Origin of the sequence: Rhodococcus sp. NPDC059968 (assembly GCF_042738615.1) — a bacterium.
Classification (GTDB): domain Bacteria; phylum Actinomycetota; class Actinomycetes; order Mycobacteriales; family Mycobacteriaceae; genus Rhodococcus_F.
Genome location: NZ_JBHWUE010000003.1, coordinates 1 through 15,767 on the forward strand (window position 1 = coordinate 1; position 15,767 = coordinate 15,767).

The window sequence follows — 15,767 nt, forward strand, 5'->3', positions numbered from 1 at the left end:
TCGAAGAATCACGCGGTGACCGTCTCTCGTCCGGTTACGACACGCCGGTCATTGGTACGAGATCCGGCTCGTACACCATCATCGTGGACGCAACCGTCGTACCAGAGGTAGTAGTTCTTGCCCGGACCCGCCATGTCGTCGCTGTTGACCAGCAGAGTCTGGGTGGCGACGTACCGGGCGAAGGATTCGACGTCCACCCGGTCGGCGAGTTCGGCGTCGAACTGCTCGTCGGACGCACCGTCCAGCCATTTCAGGAGCGTGATGATCGGCTGCAGGTCCTGGGAGCCTTCGGCGTTGATCTGGACGAACTGATCCGCGTAGGTGGTCTGGTCGTCGCCCTGATACGTGAAACTCGAGTTGGCGTCGGCCTTGTAGAGGACGCCGTCGCTGTCGAACAGCGAGTTCGCATACCCCTCGTCCGGGTGTTCGAGGACGAGCCGGGTCTGCGTCGGCGACCCGTTCACGGAGTACGTGGTGTAGGCGTACCGCTGGGTGGGCTGGCCGGATTCGGCGGTCAGCGACAGTGACACCGCCTCGTTCAGCACCGGCGATCCCGGCCGGACCGACAGCTGCGTCATCCCCTGGTACGCCCGCCCCGACACGTACCTGTCGAAGCTGATCAGCAGCGGCAGCGACGCCGGGTCCTCGGCCGACAGCGTGACCATGCCGCCCGGCCCGCCTGCGCCCTCACCCTCCGGCATCGCCCTTCCCGCGGGAGGTTCCATCCCCGCCGGCATCCCGCGCTGCCCTCCGCCGGGACCACCGGTCCCGCGGAGCCCCATCAGGGTGGAGTTGCCCTTCAGCCGCATCCCGGCGTCCGTGACGAGGGTGCCGTCGATCGTGATGTCGGCGGCGATCCACTTCTTCTCGCCCTGGTCCCGGTAGGCGGCGAGGATCTTCCAGTGCTGACGGACCCGGGTCGGTAGCCGGTGGACGAGTCTGCGGCGCATCAGATGTCGGTTTGGTCGTAACCGGTGAGAACGGTGACCCGCTGGCCGGTGTTGACGCCGCTGAGCGCCGAGATGAGTTCCGCCGGTTTCCTGCCCGCCTTCAGCTGCGCCGTGTAGTACAGCTCGGTGAGTGCCCCTGACCGCACCGACTCCGTGCTCACCAACTCGAACTCCTTGGTGTAGTCGATCAGCACGTCCTCCACGAGGGCGGTGTAGCCGGGCTCGGGCGGAACCTGCACCTTCACCACCTGCCGCTGCACGTCCAGCTTGAACATGTCGAACCGGCTCATCAGGACGAGCACGAGGCAGATCGCGACGGTGGCGGCGATGGCGAGCACGTAGAACCGGGTGCCGGTCGTCATGCCGATGGCCATGACCAGGAAGATGAACCCGACGTCGCGGGTTTCCTTGATCGCGTTGCGGAATCGCACCACCGACAGCGCACCGACGAGCGCGAACGCGCGGGCGATGTTGGAACCCACCACCAGCATGATCAGGGTGATCACCATGCCGGCCATCACGAGCGTCTGGACGTAGGACTGGCTGTAGGAGACGTTCTTGTGCGTCAGCCGATAGACGTACCCGATGATCGCCGACAACACGAACGACAACGCGAGCGAGACGACGATGTCGAACGTCGAGAACGTTCCACTGAGATCCTGGAGATCGAAATTCATGACAGGGTTCCTGTTTTCGCGAGGGTGCGGCCGCGGTCGGCCGGGGACGGGAACAGCTCGTCGGGGACATGCATGCGGGATCGGGGCGCAAGCCCGAAGGCCTCCACGCTCTGGCAGTACTTCGAGACCCGGACCACCGACATGTCCAGTCGCGCGGTGAGATCGGTGACCCAGTAGGGCACCCGCTCGTTGGCCTTGATCTCGACGATGCACAGGTGCGGCGGAATGATGAAGCGGTTCTCGGCCGGCGCCGCGAAGTGGAAGTCGCGGTCGCGCCCGTGCACCCGGTGGTCGATCGTGACGCGCAGACCCAGATCGGCGTCCGTACCGACGAACGCTTCACGCAGATAACCGGTGGTGACGGTCGGGCACAGGTCGAGGTTGCCGACTAGCGTCGACACCTCGTTCACGAACGGCCGCGCCGAGGCAACGTGGTCGATCGGCCGCCTTGCGTTGCACAGCCGCATCGCATCCGAGTACGGCAGCTGGATCCGGCGTTTCTGGGTGACCCGATTGACCCGCTGCTTGATCTCCACGTAGACGGGAGTCTCGGCGGTGGCCTCCGCAGGCGGCCCGTACAGCCGCACCCGCAGCTTGCGGCGAAACTTCAGGCCCTCGATCTTCTCCCAGTAGAAGCGCAGATTCTGGGTGTCGTAGTACAGGCTGGTCACGGGGTAGCCGCCCACCGGCGAGAATTCGTCGGACGCCATGTGCCCCGAGAGTGCCTCACGGAGGCGGGGAACGTCCGACTCGTGGGCGAGGTACTTGATCTCGTACCGGTTGAACGCGTGCAGCGCACTGGCGGTCTTCAGGTATCCGGACGCTTCCGGTTCGGGCGCGGACAGTCCCATACTTTCGGCCTTTCGTCGGTGGGCTCTACCACCTCAACCGCCACGCCTCGAGTAAACCTGCAGTAAAGCTGGCAGTTTTCTGTACGGCGGACCGTCAGATGCCGTTTATCCGCTCCTGTGCCTGTGTTCACCTGTGGCAGTTAGCACTCCCCTGCTCTTGTGTGCCAGGCACTGTCGGGCGCATCCTTCAAGTACCCAACGAGGTGTGCAGAACGAATCATGTTCGAAGCGCGTCATCACACCGAGGAGGCAGAGATGAACAGGGACGGCTACATCGGCATCTCGCCCTTCCAGGCCGCGGGTACCTTGCGGGGATTCGTCATTTCCGGGCGCTGGCCCGACACGACCAAGGAATGGGCCCAGCTGCTCGCGCTCGCCGTGCGGGTGGCGTGCGTTCCGGGGCTGCTCCACACCACGACGGTCTTCGGTGCGCACGAGGACCTGCCCGAGGAGCCCGAGCCCGAGACCGTCGGCCTCGTGGTGGCCGAGGGCACCGTTCTCGGGGAGTTCGCGCTCGCTCCCGGCCGCTTCGCGGATCATCAGCCGCCGGCGCTGATGCTGCTGCACCCGCCGTCCGAGACGACCCCGTCGCTCCCGGAGTGCGCGGGCGCCGCCTCGGGCTGCGTCCTGCTCCCCGGTCTCCCCCACCTGGGGCTGGAACACCGGGCGGCGTGGGTGGAGGCAGAGGCGGACGGGACGGTGACGTCCATGGTCAGCCGGGTCGGCATCGACCCGATCAGCAATCCCGACACTGCCGTTTTGGCCATGCTGCTGGCCTCGTGAGGGTACCCGAAGTTTCTGCGGTCGGTATCCCAAACTTCTTGCCGCCTTTGCCTTTTCGAATTAGTCACGCTAACGTTACGGACATCGAAGGGGAGTAGCCCCCAATCGCCTGTGTCGACATACTGGCTCGTTGCTTCACCGCACCGGACCCGGCCTGGCGAACCGCCGCCGGATCACCCGGCGCCGGTGGGCGAGACCTTCGGCCGGACAGACGTACCCGCGTCTGCCGGGCCGGAGGGATCCACCCGTCATCCTCCGACCGACCCCTGGAGGAGGATGCCCGTGCTGACCGCCGCACTACTGAGCTTCGGCGTGATCTTCGTCGCCGAACTGGGGGACAAATCCCAATTGATGGCGATGACGTTCGCCCTGCGCTACCGCTGGTGGGTCGTGATCGCCGGCATCACCGTCGCGACCACCGTGGTCCACTTGGTGTCCGTCGCCGTCGGCCACTACCTCGGTGTCGCGCTCCCCACCGCTGCGATCAGCATCGTCGGCGGTGCGGCCTTCCTGATCTTCGGTGCGTGGACGCTGCGCGGCGACGACCTCAGCGAGGACGAGCAGCTCAAGGCCGGGCGGGCCACCCGCTCGGCGTTCCTGGCCGTCACGTCCGCGTTCTTCCTCGCCGAACTCGGCGACAAGACCATGCTCGCCACCATCACGCTCGCCACCGACCACGACACGGTCGGCGTGTGGATCGGCTCGACCGTCGGGATGGTCGCGGCCGACGCCCTGGCCATCGTCGTCGGCGCCGTACTGGGTAAGCATCTGCCCGAGAGTGTCATCCGCATCGGCGCGGCCGTTCTGTTCTTCGCGTTCGGCATCTGGTTGCTGCTCGAGGGTCTGCTCCCCGGCAACGTGGCCGGCCCGATCGCCGGCGCCGCCGTCGTCGTTCTGGCGCTGGCCGGTGCGGCCGGTCGCGCTGTGTGGTCACGGCGACGGCGCGGTGCCGCGGCAGAGCCCGAACAAATGCAGCACCAGGACTGAACCCGGTCGACAAAGACGCGCCCCGGGGCAATACTCGGAAGCCTTGGAGTACCTCGCAGTTCTCACGGACGAGAGGGCGTGTGTGAACCATCCCGTAGCGAGCGGCAAGCCGGCGATTCTCACCGTCGACGACGATCCCGGGGTCTCGCGCGCCGTCGCCCGCGATCTGCGGCGCCGATACGGCGAGAAGTACCGGATCATCCGCGCCGAATCCGGCGAGTCCGCACTCGACGCGATGAAGCAGATGAAGCTGCGCGGCGATCCCGTCGCGGCGATCCTGGCCGACTACCGGATGCCGTCGATGAGCGGGATCGAGTTCCTCGAGAAGGCAATGGACCTGTATCCGGTCGCCAGGCGGGTGCTGCTCACGGCCTACGCCGACACGGACGCGGCCATCGAGGCGATCAACGTCATCGACCTCGACCACTACCTGCTCAAACCGTGGGACCCGCCCGAGGAGAAGCTGTACCCGGTGGTCGACGCCCTGCTCGAGGCATGGGCGTCGGCGGACCACCACCCCGCCGAAGAGACGAAGGTCGTGGGTCATCGCTGGGCGCCGCGGTCTTCGGAAGTGCGCGAATTCCTGGCCCGCAACCAGCTGTCGTACCGCTGGTACATGTCGGACGAGCCGGAGGGCGGGCGACTGCTCAACGCCGCCGGGGAGGACGGCCGGCGCCTGCCCGTGGTGATCTGCTCCGACGGCGAATGCCTGGTCGAGCCGTCGGACACCGAGCTGGGCCGGCATCTCGGACTCCGGACCGACCCGTCGGAGAACTTCTACGACCTCGTGGTCGTCGGCGGCGGGCCGGCCGGTCTGGGCGCCGCGGTGTACGGCGCCTCGGAGGGTCTGCGCACCGCCCTGATCGAACGGACCGCGACCGGCGGGCAGGCCGGTCAGAGTTCGCGCATCGAGAACTACCTCGGGTTCCCCGACGGTGTGTCCGGCGCGCAGCTCGCCGAACGGGCCCGCAGGCAGGCCACCCGGTTCGGGGCCGAACTGATCACCACCCGCGACGTCGTGGCGCTCGAGATCAACGGATCGGCACGGACCGTCCGGTTCGCGGACGGCGACACCATCGACGCACACACGGTGATCCTGGCGACCGGAGTCTCCTACCGGCGTCATCCCGCGCCCGGAGTCGACGACCTCACCGGTCGCGGCGTCTACTACGGCTCCGCCGTCACCGAGGCCGCCCGCTGCACCGACCAGGACGTCTACATCGTCGGCGGGGCCAACTCCGCCGGACAGGCGGCGGTGTACCTGTCGCGGGGCGCCCGGTCGGTCACCATCGTCGTGCGGGCACAGTCGCTCGAGGATTCGATGTCGTACTACCTCGTCCAGCAGATCGAACGGAACCCGCGCATCCGCGTCCGGCCGTGCACCGAGGTGATCGGCGTCGAGGGCGAGGGGCACCTCGAGAAGGTCCGGCTGCGCAACAACGCGACCGGAGACGAGGAGACCGTCGACGCCGGTTTCCTGTTCCTGTTCATCGGTGCCGCACCGCGGACCGAGTGGCTCGAGGGCGTCGTCGTGCGGGACGAGAACGGGTTCGTCGTGTCCGGACCCGACCTCGTCGTCGACGGGAAACCACCGAGCGGCTGGCCCCTCGACCGTCTCCCCCACCACCTCGAAACGAGCGTTCCCGGCATCTTCGCGGCGGGTGACGTGCGCTCCGAATCGGCGAAGCGGGTGGCGTCGGCGGTCGGGGAAGGCGCCATGGCAGTGATGCTCGTCCACCGCTACATCGGCCAACCGTGACCAGGGGCAGACCATGACCCAACTCCCGTGCAATCCCCCCGAGCTGAGGACGTTGTTCCTCTTCGAGAAGCTCACCGACCACCAGCTCGAGCAGCTGTGCGAGAAAGGGCACGTCGAGCTGATCGAACCCGGCCCGGTGTTCGCGGAAGGTGAGATCGCGACGTGCTTCTACGTGCTGATCGAAGGCGAGCTCGTGCTGAGCAAGCTGTCGGGTGGCGAGGAGATCGAGTTCAGCCGGACGTCCCAGCGCGGCGTGTACTCCGGGGCCTGGCAGTCGTATCTCGGCGACCGCGCTCCCCAGACGTACACGGCGTCGATGCGGGTCACCGCCCCGTCGAAGTTCTTCGTCCTCGACGCCGACCGCTTCGGACAGCTGATGCGCGAATGGTTCCCGATGGCCGTGCACCTGCTGGAGGGGCTGTTCTTCGGCAGCCAGAACGCGAAGCAGGTCGTCGATCAGCGGGAGCGCCTCCTCGCGCTGGGGTCGCTGTCGGCGGGGCTCACGCACGAGCTCAACAACCCGGCGGCCGCCGCCGTCCGGGCGACGGCGTCGCTGCGTGACCGGGTGTCGCACATGCGGCAGAAACTGAGCGTGATCGCGTCGGGCGTGTACGACCGACAGGCGCTGGCCACGTTGATCCGGTTGCAGGAGGAGACCGCCGAACTGGTCGCGAAGGCGCCGACGCTGACCCCGCTCGAAGCGTCCGACCGCGAGGACGAGCTCGGCGACTGGTTCGACGACCACGGCGTCTCCGGTGGCTGGGACCTGGCGCCCACATTCGTGCAGGCGGGTCTCGACGTGCCGTGGCTCGAGCGGATCGTCGCCAGCGTCGACGACGAATCGATGGTCGAGAGCGCGATCCGCTGGCTCAACTACACCATCGAGACCGAACTGCTGATGAACGAGATCGCCGACTCGACCGCCCGGGTCTCCACGCTCGTGAACGCCGCGAAGCAGTACTCGCAGATGGACCGTGCCCCCTACCAGCGCGTCGATCTACGGGAACTGCTCGACAGCTCGCTGGTGATGCTCGGTCGCAAGATCGGCGACTCCGTCACGGTCGTGAAGGAATACGACCCGACGCTGCCGCAGATCCCCGCCTATGCCGCGGAACTCAACCAGGTGTGGACGAACCTCATCGACAACGCCGTCGCCGCCATGGACGGCCACGGCACCCTCACCGTCCGCACCCGGCGCGACGGCGACATGGCCCTCATCGAGATCGGCGACACCGGACCGGGTGTGCCCGAAGAGATCCGGTCGCGCATCTTCGAGCCCTTCTTCACCACGAAACCCGTGGGCGAGGGAACCGGGCTCGGCCTCGACATCTCGTGGCGCATCGTCGTGAAGAAGCATCGCGGCGACCTGCGCGTGGAGTCCGAACCGGGCGACACCCGGTTCCAGGTCCGCATTCCGATCGAACCCGAAGTCGCAGCAGAAGGAGCCTCAGATGGGTGAGCTGGAGGGAATCGACCCGAGCGTGCCGCCGAGCGGAGACGGATGCGCCGAATGCGACAGCGACGGCGGGTGGTGGGTGCACCTGCGCCGCTGCGCGCAGTGCGGCCACATCGGTTGCTGCGACTCCTCCCCGGAACAGCACGCCACCAAACACGCCGCCGACTCCGGACACCCCGTCGTGCGGAGCTTCGAACCGGGCGAGAACTGGTTCTGGAACTACGCCACCGAGACGGCCTTCGAGGGCCCCGACCTTGCTCCGCCGCAACATCATCCGATCGACCAGACCGTCCCCGGTCCCGGCTCCCGGGTTCCACCGGACTGGCAGGCGCACGTTCACTGACACGAGTGCGCAGAACTGCCGACCCGCACCCGACATTTCCCTGCAGAACTGCGCACCGAGCGCCGTCAGAGGTGCTCGAGGCGGTGTGCCGTCTCCGCGTCCTGCTCGTCGTACCGGGCCAGCGCCGCTTCGAACGTCGCCTTCAGATCCAGCGCGTAACGCTCGTGCGCCGCGAACGTCCCGACCGCCGAGTTCTCGTCCGCGACGTCCGGGCCGCCGATCGCCGTCGCCCGGAACCGCGCAGCCAGTTCCGCCGCCGACCGCAGATGGGTTTCGCCGAGACCGAAGCTCTCGGGCGCGAGTTCGCGGTGCGCTCGCTGTCGCAGGTCCTGCATGTCGGCTGCCAACGTGTCGCACGCGGCGATGCACCGCACCAACGCGTCACGGTCCACTTCGAGCTGGTCCTCGGTCATCCGTCCCCCTACGGTCCTGCGCGTCCCCTGATCCGCGCGAGAAGACAAACTACCTGTTCCCCCGACCTGACGTTTCCCTCGCCTCTGCTGTCACACCGAGCGGGCGTTATGGTGCAGGTCACCAGGGTCGGCCAACGGAGGTCGCCGGGAAAGTAAGGATGCGAACTGTGGAAATTCAGGGAACCGCCGCACTGGTCACCGGAGCAGCCTCGGGCCTCGGCGCCGCCACCGCCAAGCGTCTCGCCGACGCCGGAGCCACCGTGTTCGGACTCGACCTGCAACAGTCCATCGAGCGGGCCGGCGACAACGTCCCCGACGGCGTGACCCTCCTCGCCACCGACGTCACCAGCGGCGACGAGGTCCAGGCCGCGATCGAGAAGATCGTCGAATCGGGTCTGCCGCTGCGCATCGTCGTCAACTGCGCCGGCGTAGGCTGGGCCGGGCGCATCCTGTCGAAGAAGGGCCCGCACGACCTCGAACTGTTCCGCACCGTCATCACCGTCAACCTGCTCGGCACGTTCAACGTCATGCGCCTCGCCGCCGACGCCATCGCCAAGACCGACACCGTCGACGAGTCCGGGCAGCGCGGCGTCATCATCAACACCGCGTCCGTCGCCGCGTTCGAGGGCCAGATCGGCCAGATCGCCTACTCCGCATCCAAGGGTGGAGTGCACGGCATGACCGTCCCCGCCGCCCGCGACCTCGCGCAGTTCGGCATCCGCGTCAACACCATCGCCCCCGGCATCATCGACACCCCGATGCTCGCCGGCGTCACCGACGAATACCGCAAGGGCCTGGAGGCGGGCGTGCCGTTCCCCTCGCGCCTCGGTCAGCCCGCCGAATACGCACAGCTCGCTCAGATGATCGTCGAACACGACTACCTCAACGGTGAGACCATTCGTATGGACGGCGCCCTGCGCATGGCGCCGCGGTAGGCGGCTCCGCCGCCCGTGCGCCTTTCTGGTTGCTCCAGCTACCAAAAAGGCGCACGGGGCGCGAAGCGCCCTAGGAGGGCTGAAATGGGTTTCTACTCGGACCGGATCGTTCCGCGGCTCGTCGACATCAGTTGCGGGATGAAGTTCACGGAGCCGACGCGGCGACGCGTCTGCGCCGGTCTGCACGGGCGCGTGGTGGAGATCGGATTCGGGTCGGGTCTCAACGTCCCGTACTACCCGGCCGCCGTCGCTTCGGTGAGCGCCGTCGAACCCGCCGACCTCGGCTGGAAGCTGGCGGGCAAGCGCCTGGCGGCGTCGGCGACACCCGTCGAGCGGTCCGGCGTGGACGGCCAGTCACTCCCCTTCCCGGACAACAGTTTCGACACCGCACTGTCCACGTGGACGATGTGCACCATCCCCGACGTCGCCGCCGCGCTCCGAGAGGTCCGGCGCGTCCTGAAACCGGGCGGCACACTGCATTTCGTCGAGCACGGCCTTGCCCCGGACGCCAACGTCCAGCGGTGGCAGCGCCGGCTCGAACCGATCCAGAAGACCGTCGCCGGTGGATGCCATCTCACCCGCGACATTCCCACCCTGGTGACGAACGCGGGATTCGACGTGCAGGACCTCGACCGGTTCTACGAGGCATCCGCGCCGAAGATCGTCGGGGCCTACTCCCTCGGAGTTGCGGTTTCGCCGCCCGTGCGCGGTTGAGGAGTCCAGGGACTCGTCGGGCACGAAGGCGGCGCTAGGCTGCTCTCGATTCGTGAACAGACGAGGGGGGCTTCGTGGGAACGTTGAAAAGCTGATCTGGACGAGCTCGAAAAGCTGGGGGGAACCTTGCACGGGTTTGCCGACGAGGCCGGCGGTTTGAGAACCGGCCCGCGGCGGGACCGTTTACGTCGAGCGTGGGGGGCGTGATGTCCTCGGTCATCGAGGCGGCCGGGATCTCGGCGGATCTCGTTGATGCAGCGCTTGTCCCAGCGATCAAGGAAAGACTCGGCGAGACCGGGGACGTGATGATCCACGTTGCGCAGGAGTACCGCAGCCAGGACGAATCGTCGGCCGACCGATTCGTCGCTGCCTACACGAACGCAACGGGCAACTGGAGCGGTGACGCATGAGCATCACTCGCACCCAGATCGAATCCTGGAATCCCTCGACGCTGACCGAGATCGGTGACGCCTGGATCGCCCTCGGCACCAAGGTCGAAGATCTCTTCACTCGATACGTCGACGGCGTGACCAAGGTCAACGACGCCTACTGGGAGGGTAAGACCGCCGAGGCCGCCCAGAACAGAGCGAACGCCGACAAGAAGACAGTCCTTGTGGTGGTGGATCAGCTCGAAGCTCTCGCCAACCGCGCGAAGCAGGGTTTCCACGACGTGGACGCGCCTCTGCAGCGCGGACGGATGGCGATCGCGGCCGCGGAGTCTGCGGGTTTCCGTGTAGCCGATGACTTGATCGTCACCGATCCCACGAACCCCGATCCCGACAACGATCGTGTGATCGAGATGACCGGATGGCAACGCGAGATCACCGACGCGGCCTCGGCGACGGAGACCGCCGACGCGTCCGTCAAGGACGCTCTCACTTCGGCTCGCGACGGATTGCGGGCCACATTCACTTCGGCCGCGACACTGGGCTCCGATCAAGGTGCGTCCGACGGGACGCAACTCGTGTCCGACCCCGCCGGAATGAATCCCGAGCAGGTCCGGCGGCTGGTTGAAGGCGGGGAACTGACACCCGAACAACTCGACGCCGTCAACTCCGGCAACACCGCAACAATCCCTGCGTCTCAGATGGAGTATCTGAACCAGATCAGCCGGTCACTGGACGGAAAGAGCCCGCAGGAGATCCAGCAGATCATCGACAAACTGCCTCCGGACTCCGGGCGCGCCCTGGCGAACTCACTCCAGATCGTGTCGTACGACAAGGTCACCGCCACCGTCAAGGGTGACTCGCAGGTGCCGACGAACGGCGGCCTGAACCTGCTTCCCGACAAGACGCGTGAATCGCTGACTCGCGACGACCTCGTGGTCCGGGATTTCAAGATGGTCGGGTCCGCCGGCGCATCCAGCGTCGATTTGAACGGAGTCGCCGACAACCAGGCGATTGCCGACATCGTCCGTGCCGCCGATCCGCAATACAAGAGCGGCAGCAGCCTCGATCAGCACCTACTGGACGTCGGTCGCCAGTACCTGGACGCCCAGGTCGCGCACGAGCAGAACCCTAACCACGCGTTCGAATACTTCACAGTCGACGGTCGGGGCACCGAAAACACGGCAATCACCGAAGACATATTTACCGCCGTCGGCGACGACAGGGTCGCCGTCCAGCACGCGGTCACGCATCCCGACACCGGCCAGAATCTCGTTCGCGACGTGCTCACTCACAACTGGTCCGACAACGGGCAAGCGGCAGCCTCGATGTTCCAGTTCGCCGATGCAGAGGCAACCGTCGAGGACCCCGACAATCGGGCCGACGTCAAATCCGCCACACGCAGCGGACAGATCATGTCGGCCGTCGCCGAGAACATGAGTACCGACTGGGACACACTGAGGGGAATACCCGGAACCAACGGGCAATCCGTCGGGGAGATCAATCCGGACCTCCTTCGGACTGTGTCTCACAGCATGAGTCCGTACATCAGCGATCTCGCGGGCGCCGGCAGACCGGAGAACCCCGGATTCGACATCGGCACTTGGGCAGACACCGCCGACAACAACCACTTCGGCGGCTCGTCGAACGTCTTCGCCGTCATGAACACCGACCCGGAGGCGGGAACGCATTTCACCCAGTCCTCGATTCAGGAAATCCTCGCCGCCGAGGGCCGGTACGCGCACGACCCGTCGGCACCCCTAGCCGGTGGCGCCCTCTCCACCGCCGGCCGAATCCACGGCCTCATGGACAGGGGGCTGATCCTCTCGACCGAGGACAGCTACAGCGACAAGGCCGAGCAGGCGCAGGCCATCTACGACCGTAAGGCGGCGGCCTACGGTGCGCTCACCAGCGTCGGCTCCGTAGGCCTGGACCGGCTTCCCGGCGGGGAGTTCATCAACACCATGATCGATGCGGGCGGCGACCCGTTGAAGGACGCCATCATCGGCAAGGCGCCGGGGCCGGCACCATCCGTCGCCCTGGAGGCTCCGGACTTCTACCGCGACCACTACAACATTCTGCGGGCGACACCGGAACTCCCGCCATCGTCGCGCGTCGACTTCCCCTGGGCATTCGACAGTTCCGGAGAGCTTCGAAGTTGGGAGGATGTCCAATCCGATTCCGTGACCCGTTCGCTCCTCAAGGATGGCTATCAGACCATGTTCAGTCGTCTCGGCGATCCAGCAGACGGCAATGGCGAGCGAATGCGCAACGGCTACGACGATGTGATCCGCAATGACGGTTGAGCGCAGGCCTTCCCTGCGGTCCGTGGTGGTCGCGGCTGTGACAATCCTTGCCGCAGGCTGCGCTCCCAGAGTTGGACATGAACCCGGAGATGTCGAACAGGAACCCACCATTCTCTACACGAACGTCTGGTCGGCCGATCCTGGCATCGATCTGATGCAGCGAGGTCCTGAGTTGGTCCGTGCTACCTACGAGGCTGCCGACTACACGCGGTTCGTCGGACAGGCCCACTCCTTTCCCGGGTATCCCGCTGCCGTCGGTGGCCCCGCTCGACACGGCGACCCCGACAAGGAAGAGTTCTTCACCTGGCTCGAGCCCGACGAGGACGAGCAAATTCCTCTCACCAACTTCGTCCACATCACCGCTTACGAAGAGACGGGCACAGGTATCGGTGCGACCTTGTGTAGCTACAACCTGCATGCCGCTCCGGGAACGAATCTCAGCGTCGAAGGGCTCAACGTCGCATTCCAGGTCGAACTCGAGCGCACTACCGACCACCCGGGCCAGCCGAGCGTTCCAGACGCCGACGCCGCTGAGCGGGATGCGCGTGCCCACCGAGTACCGACGTGGAATGTGTTCGAGGGCTGGAAGATCACCAAACTTCGTTACCTGCGTCGGCTGAATGGTGATGTCATTCCGCAGGGCTGCACGGACTGGTGGCAGCAGCAGTTCCCGGCGTTCGCCCCGAATGCGTCCGGCCATCTCGTACCGCCTGCCGGGTTCGAACCGCCGACCATGCCTGTTGCGGTGCAGTATCCGGAGTGGATCGGGCCCGCGAATTCCGAGTAGGCGGCTTCGCCACCCGTGCGCGCCTGAGGAGTCCAGGGACTCGCCAACCGCTCACAGGCGGCGCCGCCGCCTGTCGTCGACGTAGAACAGCACGAGCGCTCCGCACAGGAGGGCGGCGGGGATCCACGCGGCGGATCCGCCGAAGTAGCGGGTGGCGAACGCGCCGAGGACGGCGCCACCGGCGAAGCTGACGACGATGGCGGCGTACACCCGGGTGTGCTGGCGTGATTCGGGGACCTTCTCGATGTATGCGGCGTACGCCGATTCGGTGAAGCGCATGAGGTTGCCGGTGGTGGCGACGGCGATGTACGACAGCGACCCGATGGTGCGGAACAGGCCGAACTGCATGGCGGCGACGAACGCGATGGGAACGGTGACCAGCGCGTTGGGAACGTTTGCCGGAACGAACGCGACCGCGACGAGGACGACGATCTGCGCGACCAACGCGATCCGGATCGGGTGGTCGAAGACGCTGTGGGCGAGTTCACCCTTGAGCAGGTGCGCGAACGCGACACCCACGATGAACGCGAGGATCGGCCACAGGTGTGCCCGGGCGGCGTGGAAGTGCCGTTCCGACAGGTCGATGGCCATGAGGATGACGTTGCCGGTCTGAGCGTTCGCGAAGACGCCGCCGCGGCTGATGTAGGTGTAGGCGTCGAGGAAGCCGCCTGCGGCGGTGAGGAGCAGAGCGAACCGCAGCGTCGTGGATGTCTTCGGCACCTCCACCTGACCACCCCCACCGAATCGGGCCTGCCTTGCAGCCTAGAGGTCGGACGCGAGCGGGATCTCCTTCTCGGCCCGATCCGACATCCATTCGCGCAGTACTTTCGTGGCGATGACGTCGTCCTCGTTGTATTGCAGCAACCGTTCGCGCTGGGTGAGGTCGGGTTCGCCGTCGTAGCCGACCGCCTCGCGGTACCAGCTCATCGACGCTTCACCGCCGGCGTCGGCGTCGCGCCACCGGAACCCGGCGACGGGGGCGATCTTCTTGAGACCCTTGCCGCCCGGGCAGATGAACTGATCGCTGATCGCCTGGTAGATGTCGACCCACTGGGGGCTGTCGATGAATTCGCGGATCTCGGCCTCGGTGGGGATGCCGGGCGCCCCGGCGAACCGGCGGGCGGAATCCAGCAACCACTTGTCCTCAGCGGACCGCGAATAGCAGTACGCGGCGAAGGTTCTGCCGCTCAGCGCCGCCGCTTCCCGCTCCGCCATCAGCCACGTCCAGAATTCGGCGAACGACCGTGCCTCGTCCTGCGTGGGCACCGGATCCCAGCTGACGAACGGCCGATACGCCGACACCCCGTCCACGTTGAGCAGCGTGCCCCACAGGTAGGCACCGTGTTCCTGGTAGCTCTCCATGTCGACGTCGACCTCGACGTCCGCGCGGGTCACCCGGATCTCCGGGAACCGTCGCACCAGCGGCGCTCCGGCGAGCCACGCCTTGGCGGTGACGACGGCGTCCTCGAACGCGCCGTGCGGCCAGTCCTCGAGGGGTTCGCGGTCCCACGCCGCGAGGTCGTCGATGGTGTGGCAGCCCGCATCGCGCAGCATGTCGGCGCGTGAACCGGTGGCCACCAGGCTCACGTCGTGCGTCTGCGTCAGCTGCTCCTCGCACCCGGGCCACCACGGGCAGGAACGGCATTCGCCGATCCTCGACGGCACGGTCGCCGATTCCCCGCGGGCGACGGCGAGCCGGTCGGCGAAGCGTTCGTCGTAGTCGTCGAGGATGGTGGTGAGATCGTGCACGAAGATGACGTCGGAGCCGTAGCCGATCGCGCCTGCGACGAGGGCCGGACTCGCGAGCCCGTGCCGCTCGAGCATCCGGTACACCTGCGCGACGCGCATCTGGTCACGGACCTGACTGCGCGGCTTCCGCGCCGCGTCCTCCCGCGGTTGCCACTCGAACAGGTCCGACGTCACCGCGCCGCGACCGGGATCGGTGACCTTGTGGTTGACGACGATCACGGGGATGTACCCGCCGTGGTCCCCGTCACGGATGAGGATCTCGCAGCGTGCCCTCCGGCCGGCGTCCCGGTCGAGTGGGAACACGGCGCCCCAGATGCGGTCCGCGCCTGCCTCGCACGCAGCCAGGGTGTCCTCGGCCCGCCGGCGCAGGCTCTGCTCGGTATCGATCTGCACCCACCGTCCCGGCGCGTGGTCGGTGAGGATTCGGCGGACGTCTTCACGCTTGGCGGCGGCGGCATCCTGACGCTGACGGACCCCTGGGTCCTCGGGCGCGGCCGCGAGTTGTTCGGGGAACGCCGCATCGAGGTGCACCCGGTGGCGGCACCGCGTCAGGGCGCTGGCATCGATCACCGTCCCCGGCACCTTTCCGGGAGAGGTGTCGGGTTCTGATTGCTGACCGATATGGGAACACACGATGACGAAGATTATGTGCTCCCCTAGGCTGATCCCGA

At 66.8% G+C, this 15,767-nt stretch carries 15 protein-coding genes and 1 pseudogene; 10 read left to right on the forward strand and 6 right to left on the reverse strand.

Translation table 11 applies throughout. The features are described from left to right. Positions 1–95 precede the first annotated feature (95 nt). The 3 genes and pseudogenes from ACFWAY_RS04115 to ACFWAY_RS04125 form a co-directional block, all read right to left on the reverse strand. Positions 96–950 (reverse strand): annotated as a pseudogene (locus ACFWAY_RS04115) (CotH kinase family protein); the annotation flags it as partial. Continuing rightward, positions 950–1,627, reverse strand: a complete 678-nt coding sequence (locus tag ACFWAY_RS04120; RefSeq protein WP_378509878.1) for a DUF4956 domain-containing protein — start codon at positions 1,625–1,627, stop codon at positions 950–952. The gene ACFWAY_RS04120 and the pseudogene ACFWAY_RS04115, both read right to left, overlap by 1 nt. Continuing rightward, positions 1,624–2,478 carry a polyphosphate polymerase domain-containing protein gene (locus tag ACFWAY_RS04125; RefSeq protein ID WP_378509879.1) on the reverse strand — a complete coding sequence of 285 codons (855 nt, stop codon included), beginning with the start codon at positions 2,476–2,478 and terminating at the stop codon, positions 1,624–1,626. Before ACFWAY_RS04125 ends, ACFWAY_RS04120 begins: the two co-directional genes overlap by 4 nt. Positions 2,479–2,733: 255 nt before the next feature. Here ACFWAY_RS04125 and ACFWAY_RS04130 point away from each other — a divergent pair, with 255 nt between their 5' ends. From ACFWAY_RS04130 to ACFWAY_RS04150, 5 genes are all read left to right on the forward strand, one after another. Continuing rightward, positions 2,734–3,261 carry a peptidase gene (locus ACFWAY_RS04130; RefSeq protein ID WP_378454468.1) on the forward strand — a complete coding sequence of 176 codons (528 nt, stop codon included), beginning with the start codon at positions 2,734–2,736 and terminating at the stop codon, positions 3,259–3,261. 276 nt (positions 3,262–3,537) lie between these two features. After that, complete coding sequence (locus ACFWAY_RS04135) at positions 3,538–4,248, forward strand: TMEM165/GDT1 family protein (protein ID WP_005248898.1); 711 nt, start codon at positions 3,538–3,540, stop codon at positions 4,246–4,248. Between the two features lie 82 nt (positions 4,249–4,330). Beyond that, positions 4,331–6,007 carry an FAD-dependent oxidoreductase gene (locus tag ACFWAY_RS04140; protein WP_378509880.1) on the forward strand — a complete coding sequence of 559 codons (1,677 nt, stop codon included), beginning with the start codon at positions 4,331–4,333 and terminating at the stop codon, positions 6,005–6,007. A gap of 13 nt (positions 6,008–6,020) precedes the next feature. Further along, positions 6,021–7,466, forward strand: a complete 1,446-nt coding sequence (locus tag ACFWAY_RS04145; protein ID WP_378454471.1) for an ATP-binding protein — start codon at positions 6,021–6,023, stop codon at positions 7,464–7,466. Then, positions 7,459–7,806 carry a UBP-type zinc finger domain-containing protein gene (locus tag ACFWAY_RS04150; protein ID WP_378454472.1) on the forward strand — a complete coding sequence of 116 codons (348 nt, stop codon included), beginning with the start codon at positions 7,459–7,461 and terminating at the stop codon, positions 7,804–7,806. Before ACFWAY_RS04145 ends, ACFWAY_RS04150 begins: the two co-directional genes overlap by 8 nt. A gap of 65 nt (positions 7,807–7,871) precedes the next feature. Here the strand turns inward: ACFWAY_RS04150 and ACFWAY_RS04155 are convergent, their stop codons facing one another. Continuing rightward, positions 7,872–8,219 (reverse strand): hypothetical protein, encoded by a 348-nt coding sequence (locus ACFWAY_RS04155; protein WP_378454473.1) that lies wholly within the window; start codon positions 8,217–8,219, stop codon positions 7,872–7,874. A gap of 167 nt (positions 8,220–8,386) precedes the next feature. On the opposite strand from ACFWAY_RS04155, the gene ACFWAY_RS04160 reads away from it, so the two are divergent. The 5 genes from ACFWAY_RS04160 to ACFWAY_RS04180 all read left to right on the forward strand — a co-directional run bounded on the left by ACFWAY_RS04160 (position 8,387) and on the right by ACFWAY_RS04180 (position 13,347). Then, positions 8,387–9,154 carry an SDR family NAD(P)-dependent oxidoreductase gene (locus tag ACFWAY_RS04160; RefSeq protein WP_005562584.1) on the forward strand — a complete coding sequence of 256 codons (768 nt, stop codon included), beginning with the start codon at positions 8,387–8,389 and terminating at the stop codon, positions 9,152–9,154. An 84-nt stretch (positions 9,155–9,238) separates the two neighbouring features. Further along, on the forward strand, positions 9,239–9,868 hold the full coding sequence (locus ACFWAY_RS04165) for a class I SAM-dependent methyltransferase (protein ID WP_378509881.1): 630 nt from the start codon (positions 9,239–9,241) through the stop codon (positions 9,866–9,868). Positions 9,869–10,071: 203 nt separating this feature from the next. Beyond that, positions 10,072–10,278, forward strand: a complete 207-nt coding sequence (locus tag ACFWAY_RS04170; RefSeq protein ID WP_378509882.1) for a hypothetical protein — start codon at positions 10,072–10,074, stop codon at positions 10,276–10,278. Next, on the forward strand, positions 10,275–12,560 hold the full coding sequence (locus tag ACFWAY_RS04175) for a hypothetical protein (RefSeq protein WP_378509883.1): 2,286 nt from the start codon (positions 10,275–10,277) through the stop codon (positions 12,558–12,560). The genes ACFWAY_RS04170 and ACFWAY_RS04175 overlap by 4 nt, the downstream gene beginning before the upstream one ends. Before the next feature lie 154 nt (positions 12,561–12,714). Then, the gene (locus ACFWAY_RS04180) at positions 12,715–13,347 is read left to right on the forward strand and encodes a hypothetical protein (protein WP_378509884.1); all 633 of its coding nucleotides are present in this window, start codon (positions 12,715–12,717) and stop codon (positions 13,345–13,347) included. 51 nt (positions 13,348–13,398) lie between these two features. Here ACFWAY_RS04180 and ACFWAY_RS04185 read toward each other — a convergent pair whose 3' ends face one another. Both ACFWAY_RS04185 and ACFWAY_RS04190 read right to left on the reverse strand, forming a co-directional pair. Next, positions 13,399–14,073 (reverse strand): YoaK family protein, encoded by a 675-nt coding sequence (locus ACFWAY_RS04185; RefSeq protein ID WP_378509885.1) that lies wholly within the window; start codon positions 14,071–14,073, stop codon positions 13,399–13,401. A 36-nt stretch (positions 14,074–14,109) separates the two neighbouring features. Continuing rightward, positions 14,110–15,666 carry a TM0106 family RecB-like putative nuclease gene (locus tag ACFWAY_RS04190; protein ID WP_378454480.1) on the reverse strand — a complete coding sequence of 519 codons (1,557 nt, stop codon included), beginning with the start codon at positions 15,664–15,666 and terminating at the stop codon, positions 14,110–14,112. Between the last annotated feature and the right edge of the window lie 101 nt (positions 15,667–15,767).